This window comes from Pseudomonas sp. 2 (assembly GCF_056627435.1).
Genome location: NZ_JBWXNG010000006.1, coordinates 358281 through 376635, shown reverse-complemented (window position 1 = coordinate 376635; position 18355 = coordinate 358281). Strand labels below are relative to the sequence as shown.

Sequence of the window (18355 nt, the reverse complement as noted above, 5' to 3'; positions counted from 1 at the left end):
TCTCCGGTCCCGCTCCGTGGGCCCGGCGCGAATGGGCCATCCATGGCCCACGCGCCTCTCGCCGCATCCATGCGGCTCGACCCACTCCACGAGACCTCCGTTCGGCCTGCACCCAAGTCGCGATTGGTGTCGTCTGGGCTATCGCGTATGAAGATCAAAATCAAAGGCAGATCAAAAGCGATTGAACGACACCGTTCGTAGCAGCACGGCTTGCCGGCGGGGCGATCTTGAGGGCGACCCGCGGGCAAGCCCGGCTGCTACGGGAGAGCGTTCACCGCACGCTTTTGATTTGGCTTTTGATTTTCATGCGCAAATCTCACAAACACCACAAATCGCGACTTGGGTGCAGGCTGAATGGAGGTCTCGCGCAGTGGGCCAAGCGGCAGGATGCCGCGCGAGGCGCGGGGCCATGGATGGCCCTTTCGCGCCGGGCCCACGGAGCGGGACCGGAATGAAGGAAGTCCGACGAAGGAGGACCCAAACCAGGAGCAGGACACCTTGGTTACTTGGGTGTCTTTTCCAAGTAACTCGACGAAGTCGAAACAGCTCTGGCGTTAGCCAGAACACACAATATCCGCATCACCCGAGATCACGGATAAGCACACAAAAAAAAGCGGCAGACACGTTAGCCATGTCTGCCGCTCCTCAAATCACCGCACGATCATTACCAACGGAAAGCCACAGTCCCCATGACCGTACGCTCTTCACCCCAGTAGCAACGCCCGGCGTTGTTGCACCCGCTGACATACTCCTTGTCGAACAGGTTCTTGGCGTTCACATCCACCGACCAGTGCTTGTCGATGTCGTAACCCACCAATGCGTCCACCAGCGTCACATCGCCCGTGGTCAGCTTGCCGTACAGCGTCGGCGAGGTGTACGCGAAGGTATTGTCGAAATAACGAATACCACCGCCCAGACGCAGACCACTCAACGGACCATCGAGGAAACGATAGGTCGCCCAGCCCGACGCCTGGTTACGCGGGATGCCAGTCAGCTGATGATCTTCGAACAGCGAACCCGGCGCATCCTTGGTCACGCGCGCGTCGGTGTAGGTGTAAGAAGCAGTCACGCTGAGGTTCTTGGTGATGTCGCTGTTGGCTTCCAGCTCGATCCCCTTGGACTCGCTCTCACCCACCTGACGGCTGAAGCCGTTGCTGCCGGCCACCACGTCATGGGTCTTGGTCAACTGATAGACGGCCGCGCTGAAGGTCGTATTCCAACCCGCCGGTTCGATCTTCACACCCGCTTCATACTGATGGCTCAGGATCGGGTCGAGCAGTTCGCCATTGGGCTGCGAAGACTGCTGCACCGGCGTGAAGGCCGTCGAGTAGCTGACGTAAGGCGAGACACCGTTTTCGAACTGGTACATCAGGCCAGTCTGCCAGCTGAAGCGATGATCCCAGCCGTCCAGGTCCGCCAGGCCGCTGGTGGTACCGGCGCGGTTGCGGTATTTGCTGTTCACGAAGTCCTGACGACCGCCCAGCAGGAAGATCCAGTTGTCGTACTTGCTCTGCAACTGGCTGTAGAGGCCGTACATCTGCTGATCGAGTTGGGAGTTCTGAACCGTCGCCTGCATACGCGGATTACCCGCCGGGAACACTGGGTTGAAGACGTTAAAAGGCCCTCCTAACCCTACGGCCCAATCCTGATTGAACGAGGTACGATCATAGCTGGCACCGAGCAACAAGGTGTTTTCAAGCGCGCCGTTGGTGAAGTGCCCTTCAAACTGGTTATCCACTGAATAAGCAATGGATTTGTTGTCACGATCGTAGGATTGATAACCTTGGATGGTGCTGCCAAACCCGCCATTGTTCAGATTGCCAGGCCAAGTCTCGTGACGATCAATCCGCGATTCCATGTAGCGCGAGTTCTGGCGGAACTGCCAGTTTTCGTTCAACTGGTGGCTGAACTCGTAACCCAGGGTCCAGGCTTCACGCTCGAAGTCGTCCCAGTTCGGGTTGCCGTTGAACTGGCTCTTGCCGATCTTGCCGTTGACGTTGTTCAGCAGCGTACCGGCCGCCGGGTAGCCCAGCAGCAGCTTGGTACGGTCACGTTGATAGGACGACAGCAGGGTCAGCGCGGTGTCTTCGTCGAAGTTGAAGGTCATCGACGGCGCGATGTACAGACGATCATCCGGCACCGTATCGACCTGGGTGTCGGCGTTGCGGCCCAGCATGACGATACGGCCCAGAATGCGGTTGTCATCGGTCAAAGGACCAGACACGTCCAGGCCCAGCTGGCGGCGGTTGTTGCTGCCGTAACTGAACTTCGCTTCACCTTGCGCGGTTTCGGTCGGACGCTTGCTGACCAGGTTGACCAGGCCGCCCGGGGCGTTTTCGCCGTAGAGGATCGAGCTTGGGCCGCGGAACACCTCGGTGCGCTCAAGGCCATACGGCTCGGTGGTGGTGTCGTAACGGTTGCCCTGCACCCGCAGGCCGTCCTTGAGCAGGCCGTAGCCGTAGTCGGTGGCGTTGAAGCCGCGAATGGAGAACAGGTCGCCCGCCAGGCCGTCACCGACGGCGAACGGTGGCGCGAAGATACCCGGCACATAACCCAGCACATCGGTCAGGGTTTGCGACGCCTGATCCTGCATGCGCTGACGTGTCACAACCGATACAGAGCGCGGCGTTTCCGACAGTGGCGTGCTGGTCTTGGTGCCTGCGGTACTGTTTTTTGCCTGGTAGCCGGTGGGATTTTCCTCAACGATGGCTTCCCCGGAAACGAGCGAGTTCTGCAGTTGAATGGTGGAGCCTTTTGCCGGCTTGGCCGGGGCATCCTCGGCCCATGCCGCGCCATGGCAGGCGACCGCCGCAACCAGCGCCGCCAAGGCTTTCACCTTGAATTGTTTGTTGTTGTAGCTGCCCATCCTTACTCCCCCTCCCTTTAAATAACGCGGGCCCCAAGCCCCGAAATTTTGACGACGTTTGTCAAAAAAGCGTGAAAATGTAGCAAAGAATTATTCTCATTACCATTAGTATTACGTGTACCAGCGAAATGCCATCCCAAGCCCTGCGGGCTGACACATCGCTGATACATTCGGGCGGGATTTAGCGGACAGCGGCGGCCACGGCGGCGCCGAAGATTTCGCCGATCTGATCGATCTGCGCGGCGGTGACGATCAGTGGCGGCAGGAAGCGAATGACGCTGGAATGACGGCCACCCACCTCGATGATCAGGCCGCGCTTGAGGCATTCACGCTGGATCTTCGAGGCCAGTTCGCCGTGCTGTGGGAAGCGGCCAAGCGTGTCGGCACGGCCATCGAGGTTGACCATTTCCACGCCCAGCATCAGGCCCAGGCCGCGCACGTCGCCCATCTGCGGGTAGTCCTTTTGCAGCGCGCGCAGGTGCCCGGCCAGGCGCTCGCCCATGGCGGCGGCGTGCTGGTCCAGTTGCTGTTCGCGGACGATGCGCAGCGTGGTGGAACCGGCGACCATCGCCAGCTGGTTGCCGCGGAAAGTCCCGGCGTGGGAGCCCGGTTTCCAGACATCCAGCGACTTGTTGTAGACCACCACCGCCATCGGCTGGCTGCCGCCGATGGCTTTGGACAGCACCAGCACATCCGGGACGATGCCCGCGTGCTGGAAGGCGAACGGCTTACCGGTGCGGGCCACGCCACACTGGATTTCGTCGAGGATCATCGGCACGCCGGCGTCACGGGTGATGCGCCGCACTTCGCGCAGCCAGTGGGCCGAGGCCGGGACCACGCCACCCTCCCCTTGCAGGGTCTCCAGAATCATCCCTGCCGGTTTGAGCACGCCGCTTTCCGGGTCAGTCAGCTGGTTTTCGATGTAATGCAGGCCGATGCGCTCGCCCGCCTCGCCACCGACGCCGAACGGGCAACGGTAGTCGTACGGGAACGGCAGGAACTGCGCGCTGGACGCCAGGCCATCCAGATAGCCTTTCGGGCCCAGATTGCCCATCAGCCCCAACGCGCCCTGAGTCATCCCGTGATAGGCACCGTGAAACGCCATCAGGTTGCTGCGGCCGGTGGCGGTGCGCACCAGTTTCAACGCCGCTTCCACCGCATCGGTGCCTGCCGGGCCGCAGAACTGGATGCGCGCATCCTTGGCAAACTCCTCAGGCAACAGGGCAAACAGCTCGTTGATGAACTCGTCCTTGGCCTCGGTCATCAGGTCCAGGGTGTGCAGCGGGCGCTGTCCGTCGAGGGTGGCGCGCATCGCTTGCACCACTTCCGGATGGTTGTGCCCCAACGCCAGCGTGCCGGCGCCGGCCAGGCAATCGATGAACCAGCGGCCTTCACTGTCCTGCACGTGAATGCCCTGGGCGCGCTTGAGCTCCAGCGGAATGCGCCGCGGGTAGCTGCGTGCGTTGGACTCCACCGCCGCCTGACGCTCAAGACGCGGGGTCGGCGCGAACTGGTAGTCGGCATTGATCAGCGCTGCATCCGGGCCACTTTCAGCGTTGATCGGCGTCACATTGTGTTGGCTATGCATATTCCTGCTCCTGGAAATCCTGCGCCTGAGGGCGTTCGTTGACTTGCGCGAGGGCCTCGGCAAGTTGGCTGATGAACTGCTGATCACGGACGATCGAAAGGTGGTCGGCGTCGATCCAGGCCGAAGCCTGCATCCGCACACCCATGCCCTGCTCCAGAAGAGCCGGTGCGTTTTCGTTGTTTTCCGGGGAACGCTCGGCCCACCAGGCGTACACGGGCACGCTTTGGGCACGGATTTCCCGGCATTGATTGGCCAGCGTGCGCATGTGCCGCTCGACACCCAGCAACTGTTGCCAGTGCTCGTCGCCTTCGGTTTGTGCGTCGCCGTCCGTCGAGCGGGTTTCAGGCACCGGTGGACGCGGTTGCCCGGCGCCCGGCACGTAGCCGTCGATCAGGCCGACGAACTCCACGCGCTTGCCCAGGCGGGTCAGCAGGCGAGCCATCTCCAGCACCAGGGTGCCGCCCATCGACCAGCCGATCAGGCGATAGGTGCCGCCCGGTTGCTGCTCGAGCAGCGCCTTGACGTAGTCGCGGGCCATCTGCTCGATGGACGAATCGCGCCAGTTGCCGTCCAGCACCTGGCGGTTCTGGATGCCCCATACGTCCCACTGCGCCGCCAGCGTGCGGGCCAGGGCGTAGTAGCCCACCACCGTGCCGCTGACCGGATGCACGCAGAACACCGGCGGCTTATCGCTGGCGCCGCTGGTCAGGCGGATCAGCGGGTTCGGCGCGCCATTGCTGTTGGCCGGCTTCACTGCAGCGACGGCTTTTTCCACGTGCGGCAAGCCATCCAGCAGTTCCACCAGTGCCTTGCGATAGGCCGCTTGCAGGCGCTCGATGGTCTGGCGCGCATAGCGCTGGCCGCTGAAACGGAAAGTCAGGCCCAACTGCCCGGCGTACACCTGGCCGTTCATTTCCAGTTCGCGATTGAGCGCCGTGGCCGGGTCGATCAAGGCGCCAAGAGAGACCTTCGACGGCGCGAAACGGCCATCGCCCAGGTCCTGATCGAACTGCCCCAGGTAGTTGAACACCACCTTGGGTTCGGGCAGCGCTGCCAATTGTTGACGAATCGACGCCCGACCCAGATAGCGCAGCAGGCCGAAGCCCACACCTTTGTCAGGTATGCCCCGCAACAGACGACGAGTCTGTTCCACGCTGTCGCGGATGTCGGTCGCCGCCATCACCCGCACCGGGAACAGGCTGGTGAACCAACCCACGGTGCGGGCCACGTCCAGCGTTTCAAACAGACCTTCACGGCCATGGCCTTCCAGCGCGACGAGGTTGTCCCGCTGGCCGGTCCAGTGCGACAGGGCCTGCGCCAGCACCGCGAGCAGAATCTCATCGGTGCGCGCATCCAGAGCGGCCGGTGCCTCGCGCAACAGGCGACGGGTCAGGTCGCTGTCCAACAGCAATTCGCATTGGTCCAGATCTTCTTGGGTGGCGCGCCCTGCGGCGTTATCCACCGGCCAGGTGCCTGCATCCTGTCCGATCTGCTCCAGCCACACAGCAGCCTCAGCCTCGCGCTCAGGGGTCTGCGCCGCCAGGTGCAACTGCTGCGCCCAGCGCTGGTAGCTGCTGGATTTAGTCCCCAGATTCACAGCGCTGTCCGACGCCAGCTGCGCATAGGCACGGGCCAGGTCTTCGAGCAGCACGCGCCACGACACCCCGTCCACCACCAGGTGATGGGCAACGATCAACAAGCGCTGGCGCGCATCAGGCATCCGCGCCAACACCACGCGTAACAGCGGGCCGTTCTGCAGGTCCAGGCTGCGCTGGGCGAGCTCGCACACATCGGTCAACGCACTGTCATCGGCCACATCAAGCGCCCACAGGCTGTCAGTGGCAGAGGTCTGGCCGTACGCCTGTTGCCAGGCACCGTCTTGCCACTGGCGGAAGTTCAGATTGAGCCCGTCATGCTGACGCAGCACGGCTTCCAAAGCGCGAGCCAGCAACGGCGCCTCGACCGGACGCTGCACGTCGAGCAGCAACGCCTGGTTGAAGTGCGCACGATTGGCCATCGGCTGCTCGAAGAAATGCGCCTGGATCGGCGTCAGCGGCAGCTCGCCGCTCGGCGTTTCATCGACCAGCACCTCACCGGTCGCTTCAACCGCAGACAGGCGCAGCGCCAGATCTTTCAGCCGTGGGTGGCTGAACACGTCCTTGGGCGCCAGTTTCAAGCCGACCTGACGCAGGCGGGTGATCACCGCCAGCGACTGGATCGAGTCGCCGCCCAGCTCGAAGAAGCTGTCGCGGCGGCTGACGCTGTCCACGCCAAGCAACTGCTGCCAGACCCGCGCCAGTTGCTCTTCGCGCTCACCTTGTGGCGCTTCGAAGCTTTGACTGTCGAGCTGCGGATCAGGCAGCGCGTTGCGGTCCAGCTTGCCGTTGGGCAACTGCGGCAGGCGCTCCATGCAGACGATGTGGTGCGGCACCATGTACTCCGGCAAGGTGCTGCCCAGCTGCTGTTTGAGGTTGTCTTCGCTCTGGTTTTCGCCGCCAACGTAGCCGAGCAGGCGTTTGCCGTTCGCTCCATCACGCACGATCACCAAGGCTTCACGCACGCCTTCGCAACCTTTGAGCGCCGCTTCGATTTCACCGGCCTCGATACGGAAGCCGCGAATCTTGATCTGGTGATCGATGCGGCCCAAGTATTCCAGCAAGCCTTCGCTGTTCAGGCGCACGCGGTCGCCGCTGCGATAGATACGCTCGCCAGCCCGGAACGGGTGCGGCAGGAAGCGTTCGGCAGTCGCGCCCGGACGGTCCAGATACCCCCGCGCCACGGCGCCACCCAGGTACAGCTCACCGGCGATGCCTTGCGGCAGCGGGTTCAAATCCGCGTCCATCACGTAGCCCTGGCGGTCGCCCACCAGGTCACCGATCGGCGCGTAGGCCGTAGTGAAGTCGGCGGTTTCCGACGAGGCCAACCACAGCGTCGGGGTGACCACGGTTTCGGTCGGGCCGTAGCCGTTGATGATCCACAGCGGCCGCAGGTTGCGGATCACGTCGTGCAGCATTTCGCGGCTGAAGGCTTCACCGGCGAAGCAGTAGGTCTTAACGCCCGGGCCCTTGCCTTGCAGACCGGCCCAATCCGAGAGCTGACGCAGATAGCTCGGCGGGAACGACGCCACGGTGATGCCTTCGCGGATCAGCGTGTCGTAGGTCTGCTCGACGCTCCACAGTTCCTGATCGCGCAGCACCACGCGCGCGCCGTAACACAGCGGCATCATCCAGCCTTCGTGGGCGCCATCGAAGCTGATCGACAGGAAGTGGAATTTCCGGTCATCGGGCGTGAAGCGGTAGCGCTCGCCGATGGTCTGGATGTGCATCGAGATATCGCCGTGAGCGATGGCCGCGCCTTTCGGCTTGCCGGTCGAACCCGAGGTGTAGATCAGGTAGGCCAGTTGCTGCGGATGAATCACAACGTCTGGCGCAGTGACCGGCTCGCCAGAAACGTCCAGCTGATCCAGGTTGAGCAGCGGCACGTCGCCCACCGGCACGCGGCCCAGCGCAGCGTCGTGGGAGATCAGCAGCTTCACGCCGCCGTCTTCGAGCATGTAGCGCAGGCGCTCGGTCGGATAATCCGGATCGAGTGGAATGTACGCGCCACCGGCTTTCAACACCGCGAGGAACGACAGCCACAAATCGACTCCACGTTCCATGGCAATCGCCACGCGCACCTCGGTGCCAATACCGCGAGCACGCAGGGCATGGGCAAGCTGGTTGGCGCGACGGTCGAGGTCGGCGAAGGTCAGGCGCTGTTCGCCGTGAACCAGTGCGATGGCCTCGGGACGCAGGCGTGCATGGTCGGCGATCAGCTCGTGGATCGGGCGCTGCACATAGGGCGAAAACGGTGGCGTGTTCCACTGATCCAGCGCCGCCAGATCAGCTTCGCTGAGCAGCGGCAGGTCGCCGATGGCGGTCTGCGGTTGCTCGCACACAGCATCGAGCACAGTCACCAGTTGCTCGAACAGGCGCGCAACGGTCGAGGCATCGAACAGGTCGCTGGCGTAATCGAGGTAGCCGCTGATGCGCCCGTCCTGATGCTCGAAGGTGCCCAGCACCAGATCGAACTGCGCGCCCTTGATGTCCCACTGCTGCGCTTCGATGTTCAGGCCATCGAACTGCAACAGCGCCATGTCCGGTTGCTGCTGGTGGTTGTAGCTGACCTGGAACAGCGGGTTGACGCTCAGGCTGCGCGCCGGTTGCAGCGCCTCGACCAGTTGCTCGAACGGCAGGTCTTGATGGGCATGGGCGCCCAGCAGGTTGTCCTTGACCTGGGCCAGCAGTTGATTGAACGGCAAGTCGCCGGACACCTGCGCACGCAGCACCAGGGTGTTGACGAAGAAGCCGATCAGCCCCTGAGTCTGCACGTCCGCACGCCCCGCCACCGGCACGCCGATGCGCAGGTCACGCTGGCCGCTGAGGCGGTACAGCAGCGTGTCGAACGAGGCCAGGAACAGCATGAACAAGGTTGCGTTCTGTGCCTGAGCCGTGTTGCGCAGTTTGTCTGCAAGTGCCTGCGGCAGCACGAAGGCGTGACGCCCGCCCTTGCCATCGCGTTCGGCAGGTCGTGAGCGGTCCGCCGGCAATTCCAGCACAGGATGCTCGTCGCCCAGCGCCTCGCGCCACCAGTTCAACTGGCGCTCGCGCTCGCGACCACTGAGCACCTCACGCTGCCAGACCGCGTAGTCGGCGTACTGCACGCTCAGGGCGGGCAGCTGCGCGGCGTGGCCTTCGGCAAAGCCGCGATACAGCCGGGCGAAGTCTTCGAGCATGACCTGCACCGACCAGCCATCGGAGATGATGTGGTGCATGCACAGCAGCAGGCGCCACTGATCCTCGGCGATCCGAACCAGCGCCACGCGCCAAGGCGCGCGTTCGGCGTCCAGATCGAACGGCTGGTTCATGAAGGCGTGGGCCAATTCGGCGAACGCGTCATCCACATTGGCCCTGTCGCGCAGGTCATGGCGGGCGATGTTCACGCTGGCAACCGGCAGAATGCCTTGCAACGGCACACCGCTTTCGCCGGGACGGAACCATGTGCGCAGGCTTTCGTGGCGAGCAGCCAGGGCATCGAAGCTCTGTTGCAGCGCTTGCAGGTGCAAGTTGCCGGTCAGGTTCAGCACGCATGGCAGGTTGTAGGCGGCGCTCTCCGGCTCCAGTTGCGCGAGGAACCACAGGCGCTGTTGCGCGAAGGATTGCGGGGCAAGGCCGTGTTCACTGCGAGGCAGCAATGCAGGCACGGCCGCAAGCTCGGCGCGGGTATTGAGGTAAACCGCCAGATCAGCCAGCACCGGCGAGTCGAACAGCGCCCGCAGCGGCAGCTCCAGCTTGAGGTCACGACGGATCTGCGCCACCAGTTGAATGCCCAGCAGCGAGTGCCCGCCCAGTTCGAAGAAGTTGTCCTGACGGCCGACCTGTTTGACGCCGAGCAGGTCCTGCCACAGCGCCGCCAGCTCGCTTTCCACGCCAGCCAGCGGCGCTTCGAAGGCACGCTGTTGCACCTGCGGTTCCGGCAGCGCCTTGCGGTCCAGCTTGCCGTTGGCCGACAGCGGGAATTTGTCCAGCGTCACCAGATGAGCCGGGACCATGTAGTCCGGCAGGCGGTTTTTCAGCTGAGTGCGCAGTTGCTCTTCGTCGAAGGCATCAGCCACCAGATAGCCGACCAGTTGCATACCGGTGGCCAGTTGGCGGGCGACTACCACCGCTTCGCTGATCGCCGGATGATCCAGCAGCGCTGATTCGATCTCGCCGATTTCAACGCGCAGGCCGCGCAGTTTTATCTGGTGATCGAGACGCCCCAGGTACTCAACAGCGCCGTCGGCACGCCAGCGCGCCAGGTCACCGGTGCGGTACAGGCGCTCGCCGTTGCCGAACGGGCTGGCGACGAACCGCTCCGCGGTCAATGCCGGGCGCAGGTGGTAACCCCGGGCCAGGCCGTCGCCGCCGATGTACAGCTCGCCCGGTACGCCAATCGGCTGTGGATTCAGACGGCTGTCGAGGATGTGGATCTGCAGGTTGGCGATCGGTTGACCGATTGGCACTGAGGCGCCGGGCTCGATCTTGCAGGTCCAGTGGGTGACGTCGATGGCCGCTTCGGTCGGGCCGTAGAGGTTGTAGAGGTTGGCGTTGGGCAGACGTTGCAGGGTTTCCCGTGCCAGATCTGCGGGCAAAGCTTCTCCGGAGCAGACGATGCGTTTCAACGAAGCACAGCCAGACAGATCGTCCTGCGCCATAAAGGCCGCCAGCATTGAAGGCACGAAGTGCAAGGTGCTGATCTGGTGCTGTTCGATCAGGGCCGAGAGCAAGGCAGGATCGCGATGATCCCCCGGCTGAGCGACCACCAAGCGTGCACCGACCATTAGCGGCCAGAAGAACTCCCAGACTGAAACGTCGAAGCTGAACGGGGTTTTCTGCAGTACCGAGTCCGTGGCATCGAGTTGATACGCGTCCTGCATCCAGGCCAGGCGGTTGAACAGCGCGGCATGGGTGTTACCCGCGCCTTTCGGCTTACCGGTGGAGCCCGAGGTGTAGATCATGTAGGCCAGTTGCTCGGGATGGATTTCCACCACGGGCGCCGTGACTGGCTGACCAGCCAGATCGAGGCGATCCAGATTCAGCACCTGCAAGCCGTCGACCGTCGGCAGATCAGCGATCACCGCATCGTGACTCAGCAGCAGGCCAATGCCGGCGTCTTCCAGCATGTAGCGCAGGCGATCGACCGGGTATTCCGGGTCCAGTGGCACATAGGCTGCGCCTGCCTTCACCACCGCATAGAGTGCGATCACCATTTCCAGAGAACGCAACGCCGCCACACCCACCAGCGACTCACGGTCCACGCCCTGCTCACGCAGGTAATGCGCGAGCTGGTTGGCCCGCTGATCCAGCTCGCGATACGTCAGCGCCTTGTCGCCAAAACGCAGCGCTTCACGCTCAGGATGCTGCGCCGCCAGACGCTCGAAATGCCGATGCACCACGACTTCATCTGCCGCCCAGTCCCGCGCCGTGTCATTGACCAACGCCAATTGCGCGCGGTCCTGCGAGTCGAGCAATTCAAAATCACCAATCGCCGCATCCGGCTGCTCCAGCAACTGCACAAACAGTTGCACGAAGCGCTGATGCAGGCGCTCGATGCTGCCGTGATCGAACAGATCAGTGGCGTAATTCCACGAGCCGCCCAACGCGCCGTCGGCATCTTCATGGGTGTTCAGGGCCAGATCGAACTGGCTGCTGCCGTCGTCCAGCGGCAGGACTTCAGCCTGCAAACCGGGCAGAGACAGCTGCTCGAAGGCACGCTGCTGGTGATCGTAGGCCACCTGGAACAACGGGTTATGACTGAGGCTGCGTTGCGGTTGCAACGCCTCCACCAGTTGCTCGAACGGCAGGTCCTGATGAGCTTGCGCCCCCAGCGTGGCGGCATTGGCCTGCTCCAGCACCTGACGGAACGTCAGCTCGGCAGACACCTGGGCGCGGACCACCTGGGTGCTGACAAAGAAGCCGATCAGCCCTTCCACCTCCAGACGCGAACGCCCGGCAATCGGCACGCCCACGCGCAGATCGTTCTGCCCGCTCAGGCGATGCAGCAGCACTTGATAGGCCGAGAGGATCGCCATGAACGGCGTGACGCTCTGGGCCTTGGCAAAAGCGCGCAGGCGCTGGCTGAAATCGGCATCGAAATCGAACAGCACGCGGTCGCCCTGATAGCTCTGCTGGGCAGGACGCGGCCGGTCGCTCGGCAGCTCCAGCACCGGGTGTTCGTCACCCAGTTGCTCGCGCCAATAATCGAGCTGACGCTTGCCCTCGCCTGCGACCAGCCACTCGCGCTGCCAGGCAGCGAAGTCGGCGTACTGCACCGGCAGCGCTGGCAGTTGCGCCGGGCGTTTTTCCACGGCGGCGCGATACAGCTCGCTGAACTCCTGCAACAGCACCCGCACCGACCAACCGTCGGAGATCATGTGGTGCAGGCACAGCAGCAGGCGGTGTTCGTCCGCCGCCACCCGAACCAGCGCCACCCGCCAGACCGGCGCCTGGGACAGGTTGAAGGCACGGGTGACGAAGGCCTGGGCCAGCGCATTGAAGGCAGCGTCCTGATCGGCTTCGGCGCTGATGTTCAGGCGCTCGATCTGCGCACTGTGAGCCGCTTCGATCTTCTGCTGCGGGATGCCTTCGCCGGCGACGAAGCGCGTGCGCAGCACTTCATGACGCTCGCTCAATGCATCGAAGGCCGATTGCAAGGCGGCCTCGTCCAGCTCGCCGCGCAGGCTCACTGCACCCGGCAGGTTGTAGGTGTGGCCGCCTGGCTGCAGCTGATCGAGGAACCACAGACGCTGCTGGGAGAACGACTGCACCGCTTGCGTGGCATGGCGTGCGGTCAGCTCCAGCTGCTTGCCCGGCTGTTGCTCTTGTTGACCAAGCTGTTCGATACGCAGGGCAAAATCGGCCAGGCGCGGCGCTTCGAACAACAGCCGCAGCGGCACACTCAGTTCGTGCTCGTGACGCAGGCGCGAGATCATCTGCATCGCCAGCAGCGAATGGCCGCCCAGTTCGAAGAAGTGATCGTTGCGCCCTACCGCCTCGATACCCAGCAGCGGCTGCCAGATGGCCGCCAGTTGCTGTTCGGTGCGACCTTGCGGCGCCTGATAATCGCTGGAAGCGACCTGCGGAGCGGGCAGCGCGTTGCGGTCCAGCTTGCCATTGGGCAGCTGCGGCAGGCGTTCCAGGCAGATGATGTGCGCCGGGACCATGTACTCGGGCAGCGTCACTTTCAGCTGCTGCTTGATCGGCTCTTCGGACAGATCCTTGCCGCCGACATAGCCGAGCAGTTGTTTGCCATTCGCGCCGTCACGCACGATCACCAGGGCTTCGCGTACGCCCTCGCAGCCTTTGAGTGCCGCCTCGATTTCACCGGCCTCGATACGGAAACCGCGAATCTTGATCTGATGGTCGATGCGGCCCAGGTATTCCAGCAGTCCTTCGCTGTTCAACCGCACGCGGTCGCCACTGCGATAGATGCGCTCGCCGGCGCGGAACGGGTGCGGCAGGAAGCGTTCGGCGGTGGCGCCCGGACGGTCCAGATAACCCCTTGCAACGGCGCCACCCAGGTACAGCTCACCGGCAATCCCTTGCGGCAGCGGGTTGAGGTCGGCATCCATCACATAGCCCTGACGGTCGCCCACCAGATCACCAATCGGCGCATAGGCGGTGGTGAAGTCCGCGGTTTCCGACGAAGCCAGCCACAGGGTTGGCGTGACCACGGTTTCGGTCGGGCCGTAGCCGTTGATAATCCACAGCGGCTGCAGGTTGCGGATCACGTCATGCAGCATTTCGCGGCTGAACGCCTCACCGGCGAAGCAGTAGGTTTTCACCCCCGGGCCCTTGCCTTGCAGACCGGCCCAATCCGAGAGCTGACGCAGGTAGCTCGGCGGGAACGAGGCCACGGTGATGCCTTCGCGGATCAGCGTGTCGTAGGTCTGCTCGACGCTCCACAGTTCCTGATCGCGCAGCACCACGCGCGCGCCGTAACACAGCGGTATCATCCAGCCTTCATGGGCGCCGTCGAAGCTGATCGACAGGAAGTGGAATTTCCGGTCATCGGGCGTGAAGCGGTAGCGCTCGCCGATGGTCTGGATGTGCATCGAGATATCGCCGTGGGCGATGGCTGCGCCCTTCGGCTTGCCGGTCGAACCCGAGGTGTAGATCAGGTAGGCCAGTTGCTGCGGATGAATCACCACGTCCGGCGCAGTGAACGGCTCACCCGAGACATCCAGCTGATCCAGATTGAGCAACGGCACATCGCCCACCGGCACACGGCCCAGCGCCGCATCGTGGGAGATCAGCAGCTTCACGCCACCGTCTTCGAGCATGTAGCGCAGGCGCTCGGTCGGGTAGTCCGGGTCGAGGGGAATGTACGCCCCGCCCGCCTTCAACACCGCGAGGAACGACAGCCACAAATCGATGCCGCGTTCCATGGCAATCGCCACGCGAACCTCGGTGCCGATGCCGCGAGCGCGCAGGGCGTGGGCCAGCTGGTTGGCACGACGGTCGAGTTCGGCGAAGGTCAGGCGCTGCTCGCCATGGACCAGTGCAATCGAATCCGGGCGCAGGCGCGCGTGGTCGGCGATCAGTTCATGGATCGGACGGTCGACGTAGGCCGAGAACGGCGGCCGGTTCCAGGCATGCATCTGCTCGGCATCGCGCTCGGTGAGCATCGACAGCTCGCCAATGCACGCGTCCGGGAAACGGCAGACACCGTCGAGCAGTTTCTGGAAATGCCCGCACAGGCGCTCGATCTGCTCGGCGCTGAACACGTTGCTGTGGTAGTTCACATGAATGTGCGCGCGCTCGCCCGCCACCACGGCCAGGCTCAGCGGGTAGTGGGTCTTGTCGCTCAGTTCGACCGCGCCCAGTTTGGCCGGGTTGCTGCCCGGGCCGCTGGTCTGCTTGTCGCGCAGCACCGCATCGACCGGGTAGTTCTCGAACACCACCAGGCTGTCGAACAGGTCGCGCCCCGCATGCCCGGCATAGCGCTGGGCCTCGAACAGCGGCGTGTGCTCGTGCTCGCGCAGTTCCAGGTTGTGCTGTTGCAGCTCGTTGAGCCAGTCGCCGACTTTCTGCTGCGCCTCGGGCGCCTGCACCAGCGGCAGGGTGTTGATGAACAGCCCGAGCATGCGCTCGATGCCTGGCACCTGTGCCGAACGGCCGGACACCGTGGCGCCGAAGGCCACGCGCTGCTGCCCGGTGTAGCGCTGCAACAGCAGCACCCAGACGGCTTGAATCAGGGTGTTGGCCGTCACGCGCTGACGGCGGGCAGCGCTATTGAGCAGCTCGCTGTCCAGGTCCATCGACTTGACCAGCACCTGGGTCGGCAGCGGCTCGCCGGTGGGCGAGGTCGGTGCGGTCAGGGCCGTTGCCATCATGGTCGGCTGTTCGAAGCCGGCCAGGTGGGTCTGCCAGAATTGCGCACTGGCCTCGGCGTCGCGGCTGAGCAGCCACTGCACGTAATCGCCGTAATGCCCGGCAGGCTGCGGCGCGGCATCGGACATCGCCGCCTGAATCACCTCGCCCAGCACCGCTGCACTGCTCCAGCCATCGAGCAGGATGTGGTGGAAGGTCCACACCAGCTTCCACTGGGTCTCGCTCTGGCGCACCAACAGCACGCGCATCAGCGGCGCATCCTGCAGGTTGAACGGGGTTTCCCGCTCGGCGGCGAGCACCGCGCTCATGGCTTGAGCATCGCTGCGCAGGTCCAGTTCGCGCACGTCGAGCGCCGCGCCGCGACGGATCAGTTGCACTGGCTGTTCCGTGCCTTTCAGGCGCAGGAACGCGGCACGCAGGATCGGATGACGCTGCACCGCCGAGGTCCACGCCGACTTGAAGCGCGCCACCGGCAGATGCTCGATGTCCAGTGCCACCTGGTTGATGTACAGATCCCGCGCGCCTTCGTGATCAGCCCCGTGCGCGTCGCTCAATTCAGTATGGAATAGCAGGCCCTGTTGCATCGGCGTCAGCGGGTAGAGCTGCTCGATGTCGCGGGCGGCCACCGGCAATGCATCCAGTTGCGCCTGGTTCAGGCTCAACGATGGGAAGTCCGACGGAGTGACCGCCGAGTGCGTGCGGCAATGCTCGATCAGTTCTTCAAGCGCGACGGCATAGGCGTCGAGCAAGCCTTGAATGGACGCCGATTCGTGACGCTCGCCGCTGTAGCTGCAGGTCAGGCTGAACTGGCCGTCGCGCACCTGGGCATCGATGGACAGCTCACAGGCCAACGGCGCATCGGCGGCACGCTGGGCACCACTGGATTCCTGTGCAAGGCGGAACAGGCCGTTGCTCTCTTGCAGGCGGCCCATGTAGTTGAACAGCACGCAGCCATCCAGCGCCGGCAAGGCCTCGCCGCGCAAATGGCGCAACAGGCCGTAGCCCAGCCCGCCATGGGGCACGGCGCGCAGGGTTTCCTTGGTGTGTTTGAGGGCGGCGTCGAGGTTGTCCTGCGCCTGCAGGCTGACCGGGTACAGGCTGGTGAACCAGCCCACGGTGCGGGCCGGATCGAAGCCTTCGAACAAGTCTTCACGGCCATGGCCTTCCAGCGCGATCAGTGCGCGTGGCTGGCCGCTCCACTGTTGCATGGCGCGGGTCAGCGCGGTCAGCAGCAGGTCGTTGATCTGCGTGCGATAGGCCGCCGGGACCTCGCTGAGCAGCGCCTGGCTGCGTTCGGCGTCCAGTTGCAGATGCAGTTGCTGCACATTGCCCTGCAATGCCTTGCCCAGCGGATGGGCACAGGGCAGTTGCGGCGCGGCTGGCAGGTTGCGCCAGTAATCGGCTTCGGCCAGCAGCGCGTCGCTGTAGGCGAAATCCAGCAGGCGGTTGGCCCAGCGCTGGAACGGCAGGCCCTTCTCACCCAGATCGACCTGCAGTTGTGCCTGCGCCTGAACGTAGCCGTTGTGCAGGTCTTCCAGCAGGATGCGCCAGGACACGCCATCCATCACCAAGTGGTGGACCACCAGCAGCAGGCGCTCGCCGCCTTCGGCCAGTTTGAAATGCACCGCGCGCAGCAGCGGGCCGTCTGCCAGATTCAGGCTGGCCTGGGCTTCGTCGCAGGCCTCAGTGAGCCGCTCGGTGCTGACTTCACGCTGCCACAACAGCCCTTCGCTGCTGACCTCTTCGCGGTAACGCTGCTGCCAATGGCCGTTGTCCTGACGCACGAAGCTCATGCGCAAGGCGTCATGTTGCGCGATCAGCGCATGCAGCGCCTTGCTCAGCGCGCCCGCGTCCAGCGCGTCGGTCGGGGTCAGCAGCAGCGACTGGTTCCAGTGGCTGCGCTTGGCCATGGATTGCTCGAAGAACCAATGCTGGATCGGTGTCAGCGGGATGTCGCGGTTGAATTCGATGCGCGACTGTGCGGCGGCTTCATCGCGATTGACCACTTGAGCGACTTGCGCCAGTTCGGCGATGGTCTGGCGTTCGAACATCTGCCGTGGCGACAGGCTGATCCCGCGTTTCTTGGCGCGGGAGATGATTTGCAGGCTGAGGATCGAGTCGCCGCCAAGGGCAAAGAAATTGTCCTGACGGCCGACCTGTTTGACGCCCAGCAGGTCTTGCCACAGCGCCGCCAGTTCAGTCTCGACGCCTGCCAGCGGCGCCTCGAAGGCACGCTGTTGCACTTGCGGTTCCGGCAGTGCCTTGCGATCCAGCTTGCCGTTGGCCGAGAGCGGGAACTTATCCAGCGTCACCAGATGCGCCGGGACCATGTAGTCCGGCAGGCGGTTTTTCAGTTGGGTGCGCAGTTGTTCTTCGTCGAACGCCTCGGCGACCAGATAGCCGACCAGTTGCATGCCGGTGGCCAGTTGGCGGGCGACTACCACCGCTTCGCTGATTGCCGGATGGTCCAGCAGCGCCGATTCGATCTCGCCGATTTCAACGCGCAGGCCGCGCAGTTTGATCTGGTGATCCAAGCGACCCAGATACTCAACGGCACCGTCGGCACGCCAGCGCGCCAGGTCGCCGGTGCGGTACAGGCGCTCGCCGTTGCCGAACGGGCTGGCGACGAACCGCTCCGCGGTCAATGCCGGGCGCAGGTGGTAACCGCGGGCCAGGCCGTCGCCGCCGATGTAAAGCTCGCCGGGTACGCCGATAGGCTGTGGATTCAGGCGGCTGTCGAGGATATGGATCTGCAGGTTGGCGATCGGTTGACCGATTGGCACCGAGGCGCCGGGCTCGATTTTGCAGGTCCAGTGGGTGACGTCGATGGCCGCTTCGGTCGGGCCGTAGAGGTTGAACAATCCGGCGTTGGGCAGACGTTGCAGGGTTTCTCGCGCCAAGTCCGCAGGCAGGGCCTCACCCGAGCAGACGATGCGTTTCAGCGAGGCGCAACCGGACAAATCGTCCTGCGCCATAAAGGCGGCCAGC

General features: G+C 64.0%; 3 protein-coding genes (1 of these 3 running past the window's edge). All 3 read right to left on the bottom strand.

Features of this window, described 5'->3' with window-relative positions; translation table 11 throughout:
• Positions 1-664: 664 nt before the first annotated feature.
• Complete coding sequence (locus AC1MEK_RS13110) at positions 665-2866, bottom strand: TonB-dependent siderophore receptor (RefSeq protein ID WP_480396707.1); 2202 nt, start codon at positions 2864-2866, stop codon at positions 665-667.
• Positions 2867-3047: 181 nt separating this feature from the next.
• Entirely contained in the window at positions 3048-4454 is a 1407-nt protein-coding gene (locus tag AC1MEK_RS13105) for a diaminobutyrate--2-oxoglutarate transaminase (protein ID WP_480396706.1), read from the bottom strand.
• Positions 4447-18355 carry the 3' portion of a non-ribosomal peptide synthase/polyketide synthase gene (locus AC1MEK_RS13100; protein WP_480396705.1) on the bottom strand. The gene runs 2258 nt beyond the window's last position, so 13909 of the gene's 16167 nt are visible here — the last part of the coding sequence; the start codon falls outside the window, past its right edge; its stop codon occupies positions 4447-4449. Before AC1MEK_RS13100 ends, AC1MEK_RS13105 begins: the two co-directional genes overlap by 8 nt.